Annotated in this window: 17 protein-coding genes; 4 read left to right on the top strand and 13 right to left on the bottom strand. The window is 59.6% G+C overall.

Annotated features, from left to right (window positions below; genetic code table 11):
- Positions 1 to 115: 115 nt before the first annotated feature.
- The 13 genes from BW995_RS07775 to BW995_RS07720 form a co-directional block, all read right to left on the bottom strand.
- Positions 116 to 472, bottom strand: coding sequence for a hypothetical protein (locus tag BW995_RS07775; RefSeq protein ID WP_139332808.1), 357 nt, complete (start codon positions 470 to 472; stop codon positions 116 to 118).
- A gap of 113 nt (positions 473 to 585) precedes the next feature.
- Positions 586 to 1,860, bottom strand: coding sequence for a flagellar hook protein FlgE (gene flgE / locus BW995_RS07770; RefSeq protein WP_076399569.1), 1,275 nt, complete (start codon positions 1,858 to 1,860; stop codon positions 586 to 588).
- Positions 1,861 to 1,948: 88 nt separating this feature from the next.
- Positions 1,949 to 2,626, bottom strand: a complete 678-nt coding sequence (locus BW995_RS07765; RefSeq protein WP_076399568.1) for a flagellar hook assembly protein FlgD — start codon at positions 2,624 to 2,626, stop codon at positions 1,949 to 1,951.
- Positions 2,627 to 2,880: 254 nt separating this feature from the next.
- Positions 2,881 to 3,333 (bottom strand): hypothetical protein, encoded by a 453-nt coding sequence (locus BW995_RS07760; protein ID WP_076399567.1) that lies wholly within the window; start codon positions 3,331 to 3,333, stop codon positions 2,881 to 2,883.
- 107 nt (positions 3,334 to 3,440) lie between these two features.
- Positions 3,441 to 3,938, bottom strand: coding sequence for a flagellar protein FliS (locus BW995_RS07755; RefSeq protein WP_175617013.1), 498 nt, complete (start codon positions 3,936 to 3,938; stop codon positions 3,441 to 3,443).
- Positions 3,931 to 5,613, bottom strand: a complete 1,683-nt coding sequence (gene fliD, locus BW995_RS07750) for a flagellar filament capping protein FliD (protein ID WP_076399565.1) — start codon at positions 5,611 to 5,613, stop codon at positions 3,931 to 3,933. The genes BW995_RS07755 and fliD overlap by 8 nt, the downstream gene beginning before the upstream one ends.
- 340 nt (positions 5,614 to 5,953) lie before the next feature.
- Positions 5,954 to 6,784, bottom strand: a complete 831-nt coding sequence (locus tag BW995_RS07745) for a flagellin (protein ID WP_076399564.1) — start codon at positions 6,782 to 6,784, stop codon at positions 5,954 to 5,956.
- A 365-nt stretch (positions 6,785 to 7,149) separates the two neighbouring features.
- Positions 7,150 to 7,389, bottom strand: a complete 240-nt coding sequence (locus tag BW995_RS07740) for a hypothetical protein (RefSeq protein ID WP_076399563.1) — start codon at positions 7,387 to 7,389, stop codon at positions 7,150 to 7,152.
- A gap of 72 nt (positions 7,390 to 7,461) precedes the next feature.
- Positions 7,462 to 8,079 (bottom strand): RNA polymerase sigma factor, encoded by a 618-nt coding sequence (locus tag BW995_RS07735; protein ID WP_084194656.1) that lies wholly within the window; start codon positions 8,077 to 8,079, stop codon positions 7,462 to 7,464.
- 380 nt (positions 8,080 to 8,459) lie between these two features.
- A complete protein-coding gene (locus BW995_RS20430; RefSeq protein WP_139332807.1) occupies positions 8,460 to 8,681 on the bottom strand; it encodes a hypothetical protein in 222 nt (73 codons plus the stop codon).
- Positions 8,650 to 8,898, bottom strand: a complete 249-nt coding sequence (locus BW995_RS07730) for a hypothetical protein (protein WP_076399562.1) — start codon at positions 8,896 to 8,898, stop codon at positions 8,650 to 8,652. The genes BW995_RS20430 and BW995_RS07730 overlap by 32 nt, the downstream gene beginning before the upstream one ends.
- Positions 8,895 to 9,524, bottom strand: a complete 630-nt coding sequence (locus tag BW995_RS07725; RefSeq protein ID WP_076399561.1) for an acyl-homoserine-lactone synthase — start codon at positions 9,522 to 9,524, stop codon at positions 8,895 to 8,897. Before BW995_RS07725 ends, BW995_RS07730 begins: the two co-directional genes overlap by 4 nt.
- Positions 9,525 to 9,694: 170 nt before the next feature.
- A complete protein-coding gene (locus BW995_RS07720; RefSeq protein ID WP_217696054.1) occupies positions 9,695 to 10,126 on the bottom strand; it encodes a SufE family protein in 432 nt (143 codons plus the stop codon).
- Between the two features lie 197 nt (positions 10,127 to 10,323).
- Between BW995_RS07720 and BW995_RS07715 the strand changes: the two genes are divergently transcribed.
- The 4 genes from BW995_RS07715 to BW995_RS20255 all read left to right on the top strand — a co-directional run.
- Complete coding sequence (locus BW995_RS07715; RefSeq protein ID WP_076399559.1) at positions 10,324 to 11,271, top strand: Gfo/Idh/MocA family protein; 948 nt, start codon at positions 10,324 to 10,326, stop codon at positions 11,269 to 11,271.
- A gap of 9 nt (positions 11,272 to 11,280) precedes the next feature.
- Positions 11,281 to 11,865, top strand: coding sequence for an acyltransferase (locus BW995_RS07710; RefSeq protein ID WP_076399558.1), 585 nt, complete (start codon positions 11,281 to 11,283; stop codon positions 11,863 to 11,865).
- Positions 11,862 to 13,007, top strand: a complete 1,146-nt coding sequence (locus BW995_RS07705; RefSeq protein WP_076399557.1) for a DegT/DnrJ/EryC1/StrS family aminotransferase — start codon at positions 11,862 to 11,864, stop codon at positions 13,005 to 13,007. Before BW995_RS07710 ends, BW995_RS07705 begins: the two co-directional genes overlap by 4 nt.
- 370 nt (positions 13,008 to 13,377) lie before the next feature.
- Positions 13,378 to 15,174: ExeA family protein (locus BW995_RS20255; RefSeq protein WP_175617012.1), on the top strand; the 1,797-nt coding region annotated here is incomplete at its 3' end.

Here is a 15,174-nt window from a genome sequence, read left to right as displayed (position 1 = left end):
TCAGACCGGCCCCTATTGATCTGTCGCAGTGATGGCGCGCAAAACCGGTTCCCACTTTTGCGCTCATTGCTCTAGAACTGATACGGTCCGGGACGGAAAACCGGGCGCGGGACGGTTAAGTTTTCCGAAAGGTTTTTGCGTAAGCGGATACCGCCTTGGTCCGAACGGATGTCTGCCCCATCTGGCGGGCAACAGATTCCCGTTCATCCTTGATTTCCCTCAACAAAACGAGAAGTTCATGCTTCAGGGATGCCAGAACGACTCGCTCGAGGGGAGTTTTGGGACCATCGGGATAGGCGCGCAAATACTTCTGCACCTGATGCTTCAGGCGGCGCAGAGCCTGTTCCTGGGCAGACGCCTCCAGCGGTGCCGGATGCCGTTCGGCCCGACGGCGGCTGGCGCGCACCTTGCGCATCAACGCCGCAGAGACACCGGGAACAGGCAAGGGCACAACCTCGGCTGCCGGAGCCACCTTCGGCTCCGCACCTGCCTGCGGGGCAGACACAGGAACCGGGGTGGCTTCCGCTGTTTTGACAGCAGAACCGGATCGAACAGCGGGACGCAGACGCCGCTCAACCATCGCCGTTACCGTACGGCGCTCATCAGGTCATCGTACATGTCGCCACAGGTGGTAATGATCTGCGACGCTGCCGAATAAGCCTGTTGACTGACAATCATCTTGCTGAATTCTTCGGCGGTATCGACCGTCGAGGCTTCCAGCGCCGACCCGGTGATGGTCCCGGCCGAACCGGTTCCGGCTTCGGTCAGGGTATAGGTCCCCGAGTCCGCCGTTGCCTGATACATACCATCGGTGTTCAGGCTCAGGCCGTTGTAGTTGGTGAAGGTCGCCAGCGGGATCTTGTAGACCGCCACTTCGTCGCCGTTGTCATAACTGGCGACAACCGTCCCGTCGTCCTGCACTTCGACCCCGTTCAGGGTGCCGTATTTCAGACCATCCTGCGAAATGTCTTCGATCTGCACGTCGATATTGTCGCTATCGGTCGGGGCATACTGGGTCAGACCATCGGTGGCACCGACCGTTCCCAGATCCATGGTGATGGTGCTGTCGCTGGCACCGGTGGTCCAGCCAGAAACGGTGATTTCCGCCGGGTCAGGGCTGACACTGGCCAGAACGCCATCGGTAAAGGTCACGCTGATCGGGCCACCCGAGATGGTCCCGGAGGTCACCGAGTCATCCGACGACAGGGTCGGATCGGAAAAATCGAGAGTCCATTCACTGGTCGACGTTTTGGTCCAGGTCATCGAGACAGTGTGTGCCGTCCCCAGCGAATCATAGATTTCCATCGCCGAGGTAAAGGTATCACCGTCTTCGGCGGTGGACGGCAGATTGGCCTGAATGGACGTCGTCGTTGTCGCCGCCGCCGAACTGTTGAATGCGCTGAGGTCAATCGCCGTCAGGCTGGCCGAGCTGTTGGCATTGCCACCCACCACGCTGCCATCCTGATCCAGCGCCCAGCCCTGCAGGTAATAGCCGTTCGAGGTCAGATAGCCTTCGGAATCGAGATCGAACGAGCCGTTACGGGTGTAATACAGGGTGTTGCTGTCCACGCTGTCGGTGACGACAAACAGGCCGTTGCCTGAAATGGCCATATCGGTGGTGCTGCTGGTACTCTCGATCAAACCCTGATTAGCCACGCTCTGGCGCGGGGTTGCCCGCACACCACCGGAAGAATAGGAGCTGCTGAGCGAGCTTTGAGTGACCAGGTTGGAAAAGCTGGTGCTCAGAGCCTTGTAACCGGTCGTTTCCGAATTCGACAGGTTGTCGGAGATGATCGCCATCGCCGTGCTTTGAGCCTTAAGACCCGAGACTGCAGAGTTAAGGGCGCCACCAATGCTCATTTTGAGCCTCACTTTTCTAGAATAATCGAATTAAAAGCCTGAGGCGCCGCTCACCGCTCTCGGGCACTACGAGACGTCGATGAAACGCTTAGGTTTCGATCTTCTGGACAGCATCGAGGGTGACACGCATTTCGCCCTCCAGTTCGAGGGTCATGTCACCGTCCGAGGTATCGATGCCGCTCACCGTCGAGGTGAAGGCAATCCCGGTATCGATGCTTTCGCCATCGGAGTCCGTTGCAGTCACGCTCAGGGTGTACACACCAGCATCAACGGCATTGCCGTCCGAGTCCGTGCCGTCCCACGTGAAGTAATTCAGGCCCTCGTCGGTATCCCCGGTGCCGGACCAGACTTCGTTGCCATCAGAGTCACTGATGGTCAGGGTCACGCTGTCGGCTTCGCTGTCGAGGTCATAAATCCAGTCAATGCCATCGCTGCCTTCGCCCAGCGGAGCCGTCTCACCGGAAACGGTGACTTCGGACCCGACGTAGCCAAGGGCGGAATTGATGCTGAGGGTGTTGAGGGAGCTATAGATGCTATCCAGCGTGTCGTTGGTCGCCATCTGCTGCTCAAGCTGGGAATACTGCACCAACTGACTGGTAAATTCGTTTGAATCCATTGGATCCAACGGATTCTGGTTTTCCAGCTGGGTGGTCAGCAAGGTCAGGAAAGTATCGAAGTCTGCGGACAGCGTCGTCGACGAAGAGCTGCTCGTCGTGGTCGACGTGCTGTCTGTGGTCGCATACAGCGTTGTGGAACTCACCGTCATGACACGCTCTCCCAGCTTTCTGACTGTCCCGCCTGGAGCGGGAGCAGCGAGGCTGCATCCTTTTATGCTCAGTGGGTGCAAGACCCTCGTCTTGCTCTTCTAAGCCTTCTACGGAGCGGGGCAGGAAAGCTGGCGCACTTTTTAAAACGCCAAAAACAAAAGCAGCCGCCTCGGCATCGGGGCGGCTGCTGTGCAGGACAATGTGTGTGTTGGTCAGGATTGGATGCGGGGAGTCTTCGCCCGCGGGCTACCGCTCAGAGGGGACGGCTGAGCAGCCAGATGACACCCGTCAGCAACAGGCCGACATTGGCGAGGCCCACCATGGTGATGCCCGGGATCCTCATCACCGCAACAGCCGCTCTGTCACCCTCGTTGCCGAGGGCAACACGCCGCTGCAAGCCCGCTCTACGGCCAAAATCGCCCAAAAAGGGAGAGGCATCAGGGGAGCTAGGCGGAGCCACATCATCTGCGGGCTGCGTTTCCCGGGCAGCCTGACAAATCCGGTCCAGCAATCCCATCGGGGCTGACACCGGTTCTACGGATCGCAACAAGGCATCAACCTCGCGCGCCGCCGCCAACACGGCACGGGCCTCGGATGACTCGAGAAGAAGCTGGTCAACATCCTGACGCACAGAGGCAGGCCACTCTGTCAGGCGCGAGCCATAAGTATCCACAAAATCGTGGAACGTTTCCAACGACATCGGCATTTGGGTCGGTCTTTCTTTCCATACGGCAAGCATTCTGCCCGCCGTGCCTGACCGTAATCTTACCTCGTATCGCTCATGAACGCACCGGCGTTGTGCCGGACACAATATTATTCAGCGGCAGCAGCCCCACGGCGATCCCGACCGGAAACCGGCGGATTGCTGGCCAGTTCAGCGGCAAAGGCTTCGGGCATCGGCATCATCGGCAAGTTGCAAATCGACGCCCAGGCATTGCGCAATTCCAGCGCCGCATCATACAAGCGCAGGTATTGCCCCTGACTTCCCGGCATGGCGCACACCCCGACCAACGCCTTCATCAGACTGCGATAGGTCTTTTCGAGATTTGCCCCCACAGTCCCCTGACGGCTGTCGATCATCGATAACAGGCCACTGAGGATCAACGTTGCCAGTTCGACCGCCCGATATTCGGCTTCGTACTGCTTTTGCACATCGCAGGTATGGGCGCGCCCGATCTGTTCGACCAGACCATCCAGCATCCGCACCGCCTGGATCATGTGCGGTGGAACACCGCCCCCCGAACTTTGATAGGCCCCGACGCCCCGCTGCGCCATCGCGCCATAGGCCCCGGATATCCGTTTGTTAGTCATCGTTTGATGCATTCGAGTTAGCCTCAAGCTGATCGAGCAGAATCTGTGCCGTTTCATAGGCCGTCTGCATCGCGGTGTATTTCGCCTCTAGCGTCGTGCGGTACTTTTCCGCGCGCGTGGTGATGTTGTCGATATCGTCACCCCAGGAATCGATCTGGTCGTCCAGCGTTGAAATGGCATCGGCCAGCGAGCCGTCGGAACTGTCGGCATAATTGTCCATCTGGTGATACAGCTGGTCGGCCATCCCCTGCGACAGGGTCACAGTGATCGACTGGGTGGTATCGCCGGTATAAACCAGCGTCATCCCTTCATAGATCGTTCCCTCGGCACCAACGATACGACTGCCCTTGACGGTAAACAGGGAAGAGTCCCCCCCGACCGAGGCGGTGCTCAGGTCACCGTTGCTGTCAACGGTCAGATCAAGGGTAAAGGTGGTATCGCCCGAGGCCAGAGGCGAGGCGATGATCCCAAGATCATCGGACGACGAGGTCATCTCGAAGGCGAAGAAAGACTGCACTCCATCCAGATTGTTCAGCAGGGCTTCGTTCAGGGTGTCTTCGTCAAGCTCAAGCTCGTTACTGGAATTGAGCGTGATGCCGAAATCGCGCAACGAATAGCCACCATGCCCGGTCGACAACAGCGATGACATCGTGCTGTTCGCCGAGCGCAGGTAATAGTCCCCGAACAGAACAGCATCATCACTGGCCGAGCCGTCGGTCGAGGTGGCCTGATTGGTGGCGACGAATTCACGGAACGCATTGTAGGCATCGACGAAATCGCTGATCGCCGTCTTGATGTCCGAAACGTTCTCCGCAATCTCGACATCAACCGTCGCCCCGGCGGTGGCGGCATACAGGTTGAACGTCACCCCATCCAGTACGTCATCAATTTCATTGCTGTCACGGGTGATGGTCAGACCATCGACTTCGATGATCGCATCCTGAGCTTCATTCAACACGTTGCTGAAATCACCGCTGCTGTCGGTGAACCCCAGACTGTTCATGATGTCCGTGCCACTGGTGGAGGACGTCTCGATTTCCTTGCCGGTATCCTGGGCGGTCAGCACCATCGTATAGGTGCTGGAATCAACCTGCACCACACTGGCCTTGACGCCGGTGGTGTCCGCCTCGGCATTGATCGCGGTGGCAATTTCATCCAGCGACATGTCGGAAGTCACGCTGATGGTCGCGCTGTCACCATCATCCAGCCCCAGCGTAAAAGAGCCGGTATAGCCCATCTCGGCAGAGGAATCAGAAACACTGCTGCCAGAAATCTTGTGCGCTTCGGCGATTTGATCGATGACCAGACTGTAATTGCCGGTTTCCGTATCGGAATCAACGGTCACATCCAGATAATTCCCGGCATCAACGCCGTCACTGCTGGTCAGATAGGCCGTGCGGGCCAGAAAGACGTTGCTGTCAATATCCGAAATCGCGGACGAATTCCGCAAGGCATCTCCAGCATCCTGCAAATCCGTCAGCAGGGATTGCAGTTCGGTATAGGATGTGATTTTGGTCTCTGCCGTGGTGATCTTGGTTTCCAGGTTATAGGCTGGCTGCATCTTCGCATAGACAGCCGCATCGATCAGCGCATCCGTATCCATATCCAGCGAACTCGCTGAATAGGTATAGGTCTGCATGGTTGTGCCGTCTGTCGAGTATGTAACCGAAACCATCGCCGCCGTCTCCTGCACTCTGCCGTTCACATGCTTTCGACGGGGCATTTCCGTCCCGCATGACCAGCACATGCAAGCATGGGACAAGGACAAAAAAGAAATGCCGGGAACAGGAAACGTGGACTGGTGGGTATGGGGTGTTTCCTGTCCCCGGCCAGCCGATGACTCTGGTGAGGACAATCATCGGCCATTCCGTCTGAAGGCGAGAGGCTGAGGTCACTCGCCCCCAGCTTTGTCTTAGACCAGCGTGCGCTCAATCTGACGCAGGCACGCTGGTCTAATCTTTTGGTCTGTAGCAGTGATTTTGCGCAAAACCGGTTTCCACTTTTGCGCTCACTGCTTAGCGCAGCAGGTCCAGCAGGTTCTGCGGCATTTCGTTGGCCGAGCTGAGCGCAGCGATAGCCGCCTGGGTCTTCACTTCCGCCGACGACAGCTTGGTCTGCTCGGTCGCCACATCGGTATCGGTGATCGCCGAATTCGCTGCCTCGGTGTTTTCGATCGAGGTGGCGATGGTGTCCGAGCGGAACTCGAAGCGGGACATCGACGCACCGATTTCAGCCCGCGAGCTGGAAATCGAAGAGATCGCCGCATCAATCGCAGTCAGGGCCGTCTGGGCATTCGACTGGCTGCTGACGTTGATGGCAGAGGTGTTCACACCCAGTTCGGTCGAATCAACGTCGTCGATCTGCACGCTGATGACGTCGGTGGTCGAGGTACCGACCATGAAGTCAACGCCCGAAGCCATCGAGCCGGTACCATCAAGCAGCGATTCACCGTTGTAGCGGGTGCCTTTGGCAATACCGTCGATTTCTTCCTGCAGTTCCGAGAATTCAGCCTGCAGGTAGGTCCGCTGGTCATCGGTCACCGAGCCGGAGTTCGACTGGGTGGCCAGAGCCTTCATGCGTTCCAGGATGTCGGCAATGTTGGACATGCCGCCGTCAGCGATCTGCAGGATCGACGACGCCTGCGACGCGTTGGTCGCCGCCTGGTTCAGGGTGGTCACGTCCGAGGACAGGCCGGTCGAGATGGCCAGACCGGCGGCATCATCGGAAGCCTTGTTGATGCGCGAGCCGCTGGCGATTTTCGACAGCGAGCTGGACTGTTCACTGCTGTTGGCGTTCAGGAAACGCAGGGCAGAGTTGGCAGCGGTATTGGTGCTAATGACGGGCATAATGAACGACTCCATTCGGGACGTTGCCGTGACCATTCACGGCGGAACCGGTCTTCGGACCGGCTTTTCATGGAGTGGTACGAGGGGGAGGGTTCTTTCCTGGCGCGAGAAAATGAAAATTCTGAAGAAAAAATTAACAAAATCAGAAAAGTAGTTCTTTATACTCATAATGTGGGGTGCCAGAGGCAATCCGAACGGACTGGTGGGTACGGGGAACGGATTACCTCTGGCGTATCCGGTACTCAAGGTGAGGGTTGAGTACCGAAAGGGTATCAGGATGCCTCAAGCGCCAGCACAGGAGCTGGCACACATCCCGGCCATCCGGCACATTGCCGGAGAAAGATGATGATCATGGACAAAGGCGATCAAGGCCGCAAGGCAACAACCTGCGCCGCAGCGCCCGCACGCCCCTGCATCCCGATCAGATCAGCAGAAAAAGCAAAAACCTGCTCGACTTCCAATGCGGCCAATTGCGCCCCGACCGTCGCCGCCAAAGCCAGAATTTCAGCAACTTCACGCTCAATGGCGCGCTGTTCACGACGCGCAGCCAGATCGATTACTGCAGCATCACCATAACCGGCGTTCCCCGCGTCAGAATGAGACATTGCTCGCCCCTTTCCCTCGTTATTCACACGACAGCCTGCACTGCCCGGAAACCCTTTACGCCCAACGCGTCATTACGCATCAAACAGGTGGTAGGCGTCCGCCTCGCTACCGCGCATCACATCCCGCAACTTTTTCCGTGCCCGTTTCAGCAAGGACTCAACCGCTGCCACAGTCGTTTCCATCACATCGGCGATCTCGGCATTGCTGAGGTCTTCGAAATAGAACAACACCACCGCGGCCCGCTGCTGTTCCGGCAAGGCCGTCAGGGCATCATCCAGCTTGCGGCTCATTTCACCTTGATGGATGGTGGTCACCGCACTGGCCGCATCATCGGCCACGTCGGGCACCTCATCGACCGCCAGTTCCCGCGACTTGCGCCGCAGATCAATGCAGCGGTTGACCACCACACGATAGAGCCACGTCCCGACCTGGGCCCGACCGGGCTCCCAGCGTTCCCGGGCCGTCCACAGACGCAGAAAAGCATCCTGCGCCAGATCTTCAGCATCAGCGCGATTGCCCAGAATGCGCAGGGCCACGGCATACACCCGGTCAAGATGACGGGTGACCAGCTCACGGAATGCCCGCTGATCTCCGGCCTTGATGAATTCCATCAAAGTATCATCGCTGGACGAGGCCCCCAGAGGGACTTCAGTCGCTTCGATGACGCGCATACCTTCGGACATCTGCATAACACTGGCTCCCGTCGCGTGAGGCTTGTGGCATCCCACAAACCATGCGGTGTGGTGCTGAACTGTGTCTAATACGGGGGAGACGGAGAAATCCGGCGCTGCTTTCGATAAAAAAATTGCGAAATCAATAGGCTAGGAAATTTTTGCAGCAGATTACATCAAGATAGGCAAAAAATGCCCACCCTCGCATACGGTGTTGCGGGACGAAAAGGGAATGATTCCATAGACCTAAAGCACCCCCCTTATTTTCGGGGATCGGCAAAATCAGCCGAACGGTGTTCACCGGCCCTTGCTCGCATCTCCCGAAACAAAAAGCCCGAGCGGAGGAGGAAACCTCCCGCTCGGGCCTGACAATCCTCTCGCAATACCCCTGCTGCCGATCAGTTTTGCCGTGACTGCAGCTCGGTATCGACGGCTTCGATCGCGGCAGCCAGCAGACGGGATGTCATGTCCAGCCGCAGTTCACTGGCATCCCGCAACAGGTAGCGCAAACAGTTCTGCAACGCCCGCGCTTCGCTGAACGTGTCCCGCACCGGATCATCAGCATGGTCCAGCAAAACCTCAGAGCGCTTAATGACGTTCTTGAGTAAGTGATCGCCCATGAACATTCTCCTCTTCGATCCAGCGCATGACCCCTTCCAGGGCACCGGCAAGAATTTGCGATACCTGATCCAACCCGTCGCAGTGGGCCTGGCGGACCAGAAAGCTCAGACCGGGAACCAACGCCATCGCCCGTTCCCCGGCTTCATCCTGAGGCAATGCCGCGGCAGCCCCCTCCTCGCCCCGCCCGCTCGCGAGGCTGGCAGAATGGTGAATCATGCGACCTCCTTCATCAGATCGGCGCCCAGTCGCAGGATCGGGCCTTCGATGCCGAAGAAGGTCCGGGCCCGTTCCAGCGTCGCCTGATCAACCCGCAGCTTGCCGGCACGCACCTTGTCGCCCCCCAGCACGCGCGGCTCTCCCAGCAATTCGACATGCCAGCCGGAACGCTCGAACAAGGACCGGATAATCAGGGTCGGCATGACGCCGATGATCCATTCAACCCCATGCGCCAGCCCGAATTCAGCATAGGCACAGACCAGCTCGCCAAGCACACGGCGGCGTTCGGCAGGGGAAAGATCACGGTCGATACCGATCCGCGTCCCTTCCCACACCAGCGAGGAGCACGGCAGATCCTCGGCCGAAACCATGTCCGGCCACACGTCTTTCAACATGTAGGGACGAGTGGTCGGGCTCATGCGGGATACGCCACGGGCCTCACCCTGCTCATCACGGTAAATCAGGTAGGATGCCGCCGGAGTGTCGTACTGGTCGTATTCCATCTGTTGCCAGTGCGGGACATCCCACTGCTGACGCTCGATAAACACGCGATACCGCAGGCGGTGCTGGGCGGCCAGGGCATCCCCGAACAGATGGGAGGTGGCAAGGGTGACGCAATCAATCATCGTTCGTCTCTCGCAATCCGGCAGAAGCAACTGCCCAGAGACTGCCAGCCCCGGCTGGCGCGCACACCTACGGACCCCCGTAGGTATACCGTCGAATAAAACGAAATGCCCCCGGAGCAGATGGCTCGACGGGGGCAGAAACACTGTTACGCCAACAAGGAAAGAGCAGGTCAGGCAGCCAGCAAACGCCGCGCCGTCCCCTGAATCACCCGCACCACACTGGCCACCCCGTTGCGGCGGTTGGGGCTGATGTGCTGGTCCAGATCCAGCTTGGCCAGTTCGTGATCAGCGTCAATGGCGGCAATCTGCTGCGCCGTTTTGCCCGAAAACAGGATCAGCAGGATTGCCAGCAAGCCGCGCACGATGTGGGCATCCGAATCCGCCTGAAAGGTCAGCACCGCCTGCGCGCCGGTGCCCTCAATCTGACTGGTCAGCCAGACCTGACTGATACAGCCTTCGACCTTGTTGGCCTGCACTTTGGCACTGTCCGGCAGCGGCGTCATTTTCTTGCCAAGGTCAATGATGTAGCGGTAGCGGTCTTCCCAGTCATCAAACAGGGAAAAATTGTCCGCCAGTTCATCGAGTGTCATCGTCCCGCTCATCCGCCCAGAATCTCCCCTCATCTACCTGAAGGCTTTCGGTATAGCGCCTCTGCCCGGCAAGCGCAAATCCCACGGACGGACGGAATGTTGCCGGGGCATGGTCTGTCTTGAACGGCGCGACCCAAAGTTTTAAGGTCGAACCTCCTTGCAGCCCCCGGCGCACCCTTGCGCCCTAGCGGAATGGCGTTTTACGAATCATGAAGTCTTTTGGTCTGATCGGTGCCGCTGGCTATATTGCTCCCCGTCACATGAAAGCAATCCGCGACACCAACAACGATCTGGTTGCCGCCCTTGATCCCAGCGACAGCGTCGGCATCATCGACAGCTTTTTCCCTGCAGCCAGCTTCTTCACCGAATTCGAACGCTTTGACCGCCACATTGACAAGCTCCGCCGCAAGGGGGCCGGACTGGATTATGTCGCCATCTGCTCGCCCAACTACCTGCATGATGCCCACATCCGCTTTGCCTTGCGTTCCGGGGCCGATGCGATCTGTGAAAAGCCACTGATCCTGAATCCATGGAACATTGATGGACTGGCCGAGATCGAACGCGAAACCGGCAAGCGCCTGTACAACATCCTGCAGCTTCGCCTGCACCCGGCCATCGTGGCGCTGCGCGAAAAAATCGCCGCCGCTCCGGCCGATCAGGTGTTTGACGTCGACCTGACCTACCTGACCTCTCGCGGGAAGTGGTACGATATCAGCTGGAAGGGTAATCAGGCCAAGTCCGGTGGCATTGCCACCAACATCGGCGTGCATTTCTTTGACATGCTGGGCTGGGTGTTTGGTCCGCAACAAGACAGCGTTGTCCACCTGCACAAGGCCGATGTGGCCGCTGGCATGCTGACCTACCGTCAGGCGCGGGTGCGCTGGTTCTTGTCGATCAATGCCGATTATCTGCCGCCTGATGCCAAGGCCAGCGGCAAGCGCACCTATCGCTCGATCACCATTGCCGGGGAAGAACTGGAATTCTCCGAAGGCTTCACCGATCTGCACACCGACAGCTATCGCCACATCCTGTCCGGCGGCGGCTTTGGTCTGGAAGAAGCCCGCGCCTGCATCGAAACCGTCCACCAGATCCGCGAGACCACTCCCAAGGGCCTGAGCGGTGACTACCACCCGTTCTGCCGTCAGGTCGCGGAGTAACCCCCGGCGATGGACGACAGCAAACCTGCGGTCAAAATCCACCCGACAGCCATCGTCGATGACGGGGCCCGCCTTGGTGCCGGTACTGCCGTCTGGCACTGGGTGCATGTCTGCGCCGGTGCCAGCATCGGAGAAAACTGCTCGCTGGGGCAGAATGTCTTTGTCGCCGGCAAGGTGCGCATCGGCAACGGCGTGCGCATCCAGAACAACGTCTCGGTTTATGATGACGTCGAGCTGGAAGACGATGTTTTCTGCGGCCCCAGCATGGTATTCACCAACGTCTACAACCCCCGCGCCCATGTCTCGCGCAAGGACGAATACCGCCCGACACGGGTCCGGCGCGGGGCCACCCTGGGGGCCAACTGCACCATCGTCTGCGGCGTCACCATCGGCCCGTATGCCTTCATTGGGGCCGGAACGGTGGTCAAGCGCGATGTCCCGGCCCATGCCCTGATGGTGGGTGTCCCCGCCCGCCAGATCGGCTGGATGAGCCACGCCGGGGAAAAGCTTGGCCCGGATCTGGTCTGCCCACGGGAAGGCCGCCGCTATCGTCTGACTGCCCCGGATTGTCTGGAAGAGATATCCCCCGAATGACCCAGCCGCTACCGTTTATTGACCTCGCCGCCCAACAGGCCCGCCTTGGTGACCGCCTGCGTCTTGCCATTGACACCGTCCTGCGCGAAGGCACCTACATCATGGGCCGTCAGGTGGCGGACTTTGAACGCGAGCTGGCGGAGTTTTGCGGTGCCCGCCATGTCATTTCCTGCGCCAACGGCACCGATGCCCTGATGTTGCCGCTGATGGCCTGGGGGATTGGCCCCGGGGACGCGGTGTTTGTCCCCTCGTTCACCTTCATCGCCAGTGCCGAAGCCCCGGCCCTGCTGGGGGCAACGCCGGTGTTCGTTGACGTCCAGCCCGAGACCTTTGATATGGACCCGGCCAGCCTGCACGGGGCCGTCGCCCACGCCCGTTCGCTGGGTCTGCGTCCCAGGGCGGTGATCCCGGTCGATCTGTTCGGCCTGCCGTCTGACTATGACACCTTGCTGCCACTGGCCGAGGATCTGGGCCTGCTGGTTCTGGCCGATGCCGCTCAGGGGTTTGGCGGCGCGATCAATGACTGCCGCGCCGGAACCTTTGGTCAGGCGACCGCCACCAGCTTTTTCCCGGCCAAACCGCTGGGATGCTATGGTGACGGCGGGGCCGTCCTGACCGATGATGACCAGTTGGCTACCCGCCTGCGCTCCCTGCGGTTCCATGGCAAGGGGCAGGACAAATACGACAACGTCGCCATTGGCCTGAATTCCCGTCTGGACACCCTGCAAGCGGCCATCCTCAGCGAGAAGCTGGCCATTTTTACCGACGAACTGGCCGCCCGTGACCGGATCGCAGCGCGCTATACCGCCGCCTTTCAGGACCGTTGCCCGAACAGCATCATCACCCCGACCGTTCCGGCGGGATATCAATCGGCATGGGCGCAATACACCCTGCGGGTTGCGCAGCGGGACCAGATGATGGCGGCCTGCAAAGAGCAGGGCGTTCCGACCATGGTCTACTATCCAATCCCGCTGCACCGCCAAAGCGGCTATGCCCACTATCCACAGGCCCCGCTGGGATGCCCGGTTTCGGAACAACTGGCGGCAGAGGTCGTAAGCCTGCCGATGCACCCCTACCTTGGCGAGCAGGACCAGTCCCGGATTATTGATGTGGTGTGCTCTGCGGTCGAAAAGACCATATGAGCCCAACCACCACGGGATGTTATGTCTGAAATATGTCTCGCCATTGACGATCTTCCGGGAAAAGAATTTCCCCTGTCAGTGACGGGAAACACACCGGCTCCCCCTCGTTTTCCTTCGTTTTTTATCATTTCCCCCATCCCTCTGCTCCATTGACAGCCACCGCCCCCCCTTGCTTACGGTGGCTGTCGTTGCTCATCCCGCCCTTTTCCCGTACAGTTGGCGCAGATCAGAATGGCGAATAGCCGGTAGGAAAGCAGGCGCAAAGCCGGGGGAGACAAAGGCGATGGTCAGACAAGCGGTGAGAGTCTCCTTTCAGCGCAGGGTTGCTGTGCCCTGTGGCGGCCGGCGATCATTGCAGGACGTTTGATACATGTCATACCTGTCGCACTTTGGTCTGCGTGAACATCCTTTCTTCCTGCGACCGACCCTGGACCATTATTTCCCCACGGCCCATTCCGTCCGGCTGTTGCAGTTGCTGGAACAGGCACTGCTGAAGGATGGTGGCCTGCTGAAGCTGGTTGGACCGGTCGGCAGTGGCAAGACGCTGACCACCTACATGCTGATCCACAAACTGCTGCAAAAGACCCCCGCCCCCAAACTGGCCCTGCTGACCGCTCCGCAGGCACAGGGGCGCAGCCTGATCAGCATGGTCTGTCAGGCGTTTGGCCTGCCTGCCGTCCCGGCGGGGACCAATCCGCTCGAACCGCTGGGAACCTTTCTGATTGCCCAGCAAAAGGCACAGCGCCTGTCCGTTCTGGTGATCGACGAAGCCCAGTCTCTTGGCCTGTCCGGCCTCGAAGCCGTCAAGGTCCTGTCCGAGCTGGAAAACGAAGACGGTCGCCTGCTGCATGTTCTGCTGGTCGGGCAAACCGCGCTGGATGCCATGCTGGCTGCCAAGCCGATGGAAAAAGTGCGGGAAGGCATCAGCTATTCCTTCAATACTGCGCCGCTGACCCAGACGGAAATCGACGATTACATTGCCAACCGTCTCGCCGACAGTCGCCTGCCCGGTGTCACCAACCCGGTTTTTGCCCCCGACGCCATTCCCCTGCTGACCAATGCCTCCGGTGGCTTCCCGGCGCTTTTGAATACCCTGTGCGCCAAATCGATGCAGATGGCCTGTCGCCTCGGTACCCCCGAGGTCCTGGCCATGCACGTCAAGGCGGTCATTGACGGCACGACTCCAGCCCCCAAACATACCCATCAAAAGCACCACAGCAACCGGCTGGCCTGGGCAGCCGGGGGACTGGGAACATTGATCGGAGCCGCCGTTGCCGGATATGTCCTGCTCTCTCCCGGCCCCCGAACCTCATTCCGCGCCTGGACCCAAAGTGGTCCCAGCATCGAACAGCAACAGGCAGTCCTGAACGAACAGACCCGCCTTGCTGCTGAAAAGGCCGCCGCCGACAAGGCGGCGGCAGAACAGGCCGAGGCCGCCAGACTGATCGCCGAACAGGAAGCCGCCGAGAAAGCTGCTGCCGAACAACTGGCTGCCGAAAAGAAAGCCGTTGCCGAGAAAATGGCCGCCAACAAGGAAACCGTTGAGCGGCTGATGGCGGAAAAGATTGCTGCCAAACTTGCGGCAGACAAGGCAGCGGCGGAGAAAAAGGCGGCAGAAAAGGCCGCAGCGGAGAAGCTTGCCGCCGAAAAGGCCGCGACGGAGAAGATCGCTGCTGAAAAGGCCGCAGCGGAGAAACTCGCCGCCGAGAAGGCTGCAGCGGAGAAGCTCGCTGCTGAAAAGGCCGCAGCGGAGAAACTCGCCGCCGAGAAGGCCGCAGCGGAGAAACTCGCTGCTGAAAAGGCCGCAGCGGAGAAACTCGCCGCCGAAAAGGCCGCAGCGGAGAAACTCGCCGCCGAAAAGGCCGCAGCGGAGAAACTCGCCGCCGAAAAGGCTGCGGCAGAGAAGCTCGCTGCTGAAAAGGCCGCAGCGGAGAAGCTCGCCGCCGAAAAGGCTGCTGCTCAGAAGCTCGCTGCTGAAAAGGCCGCAGCGGAGAAGCTTGCCGCCGAAAAGGCTGCGACGGAGAAGCTCGCTGCTGAAAAGGCTGCAGCGGAGAAACTCGCCGCCGAAAAGGCTGCGACGGAGAAGCTCGCTGCTGAAAAGGCTGCAGCGGAGAAACTCGCCGCCGAAAAGGCTGCGACGGAGAAGCTCGCCGCCGAAAAGGCTGCG

It is taken from the genome of Insolitispirillum peregrinum (assembly GCF_900156605.1).
Taxonomy (GTDB): Bacteria; Pseudomonadota; Alphaproteobacteria; order Rhodospirillales; family Rhodospirillaceae; genus Insolitispirillum; species Insolitispirillum peregrinum.
This window is presented reverse-complemented; position numbering and strand designations above follow the sequence as displayed.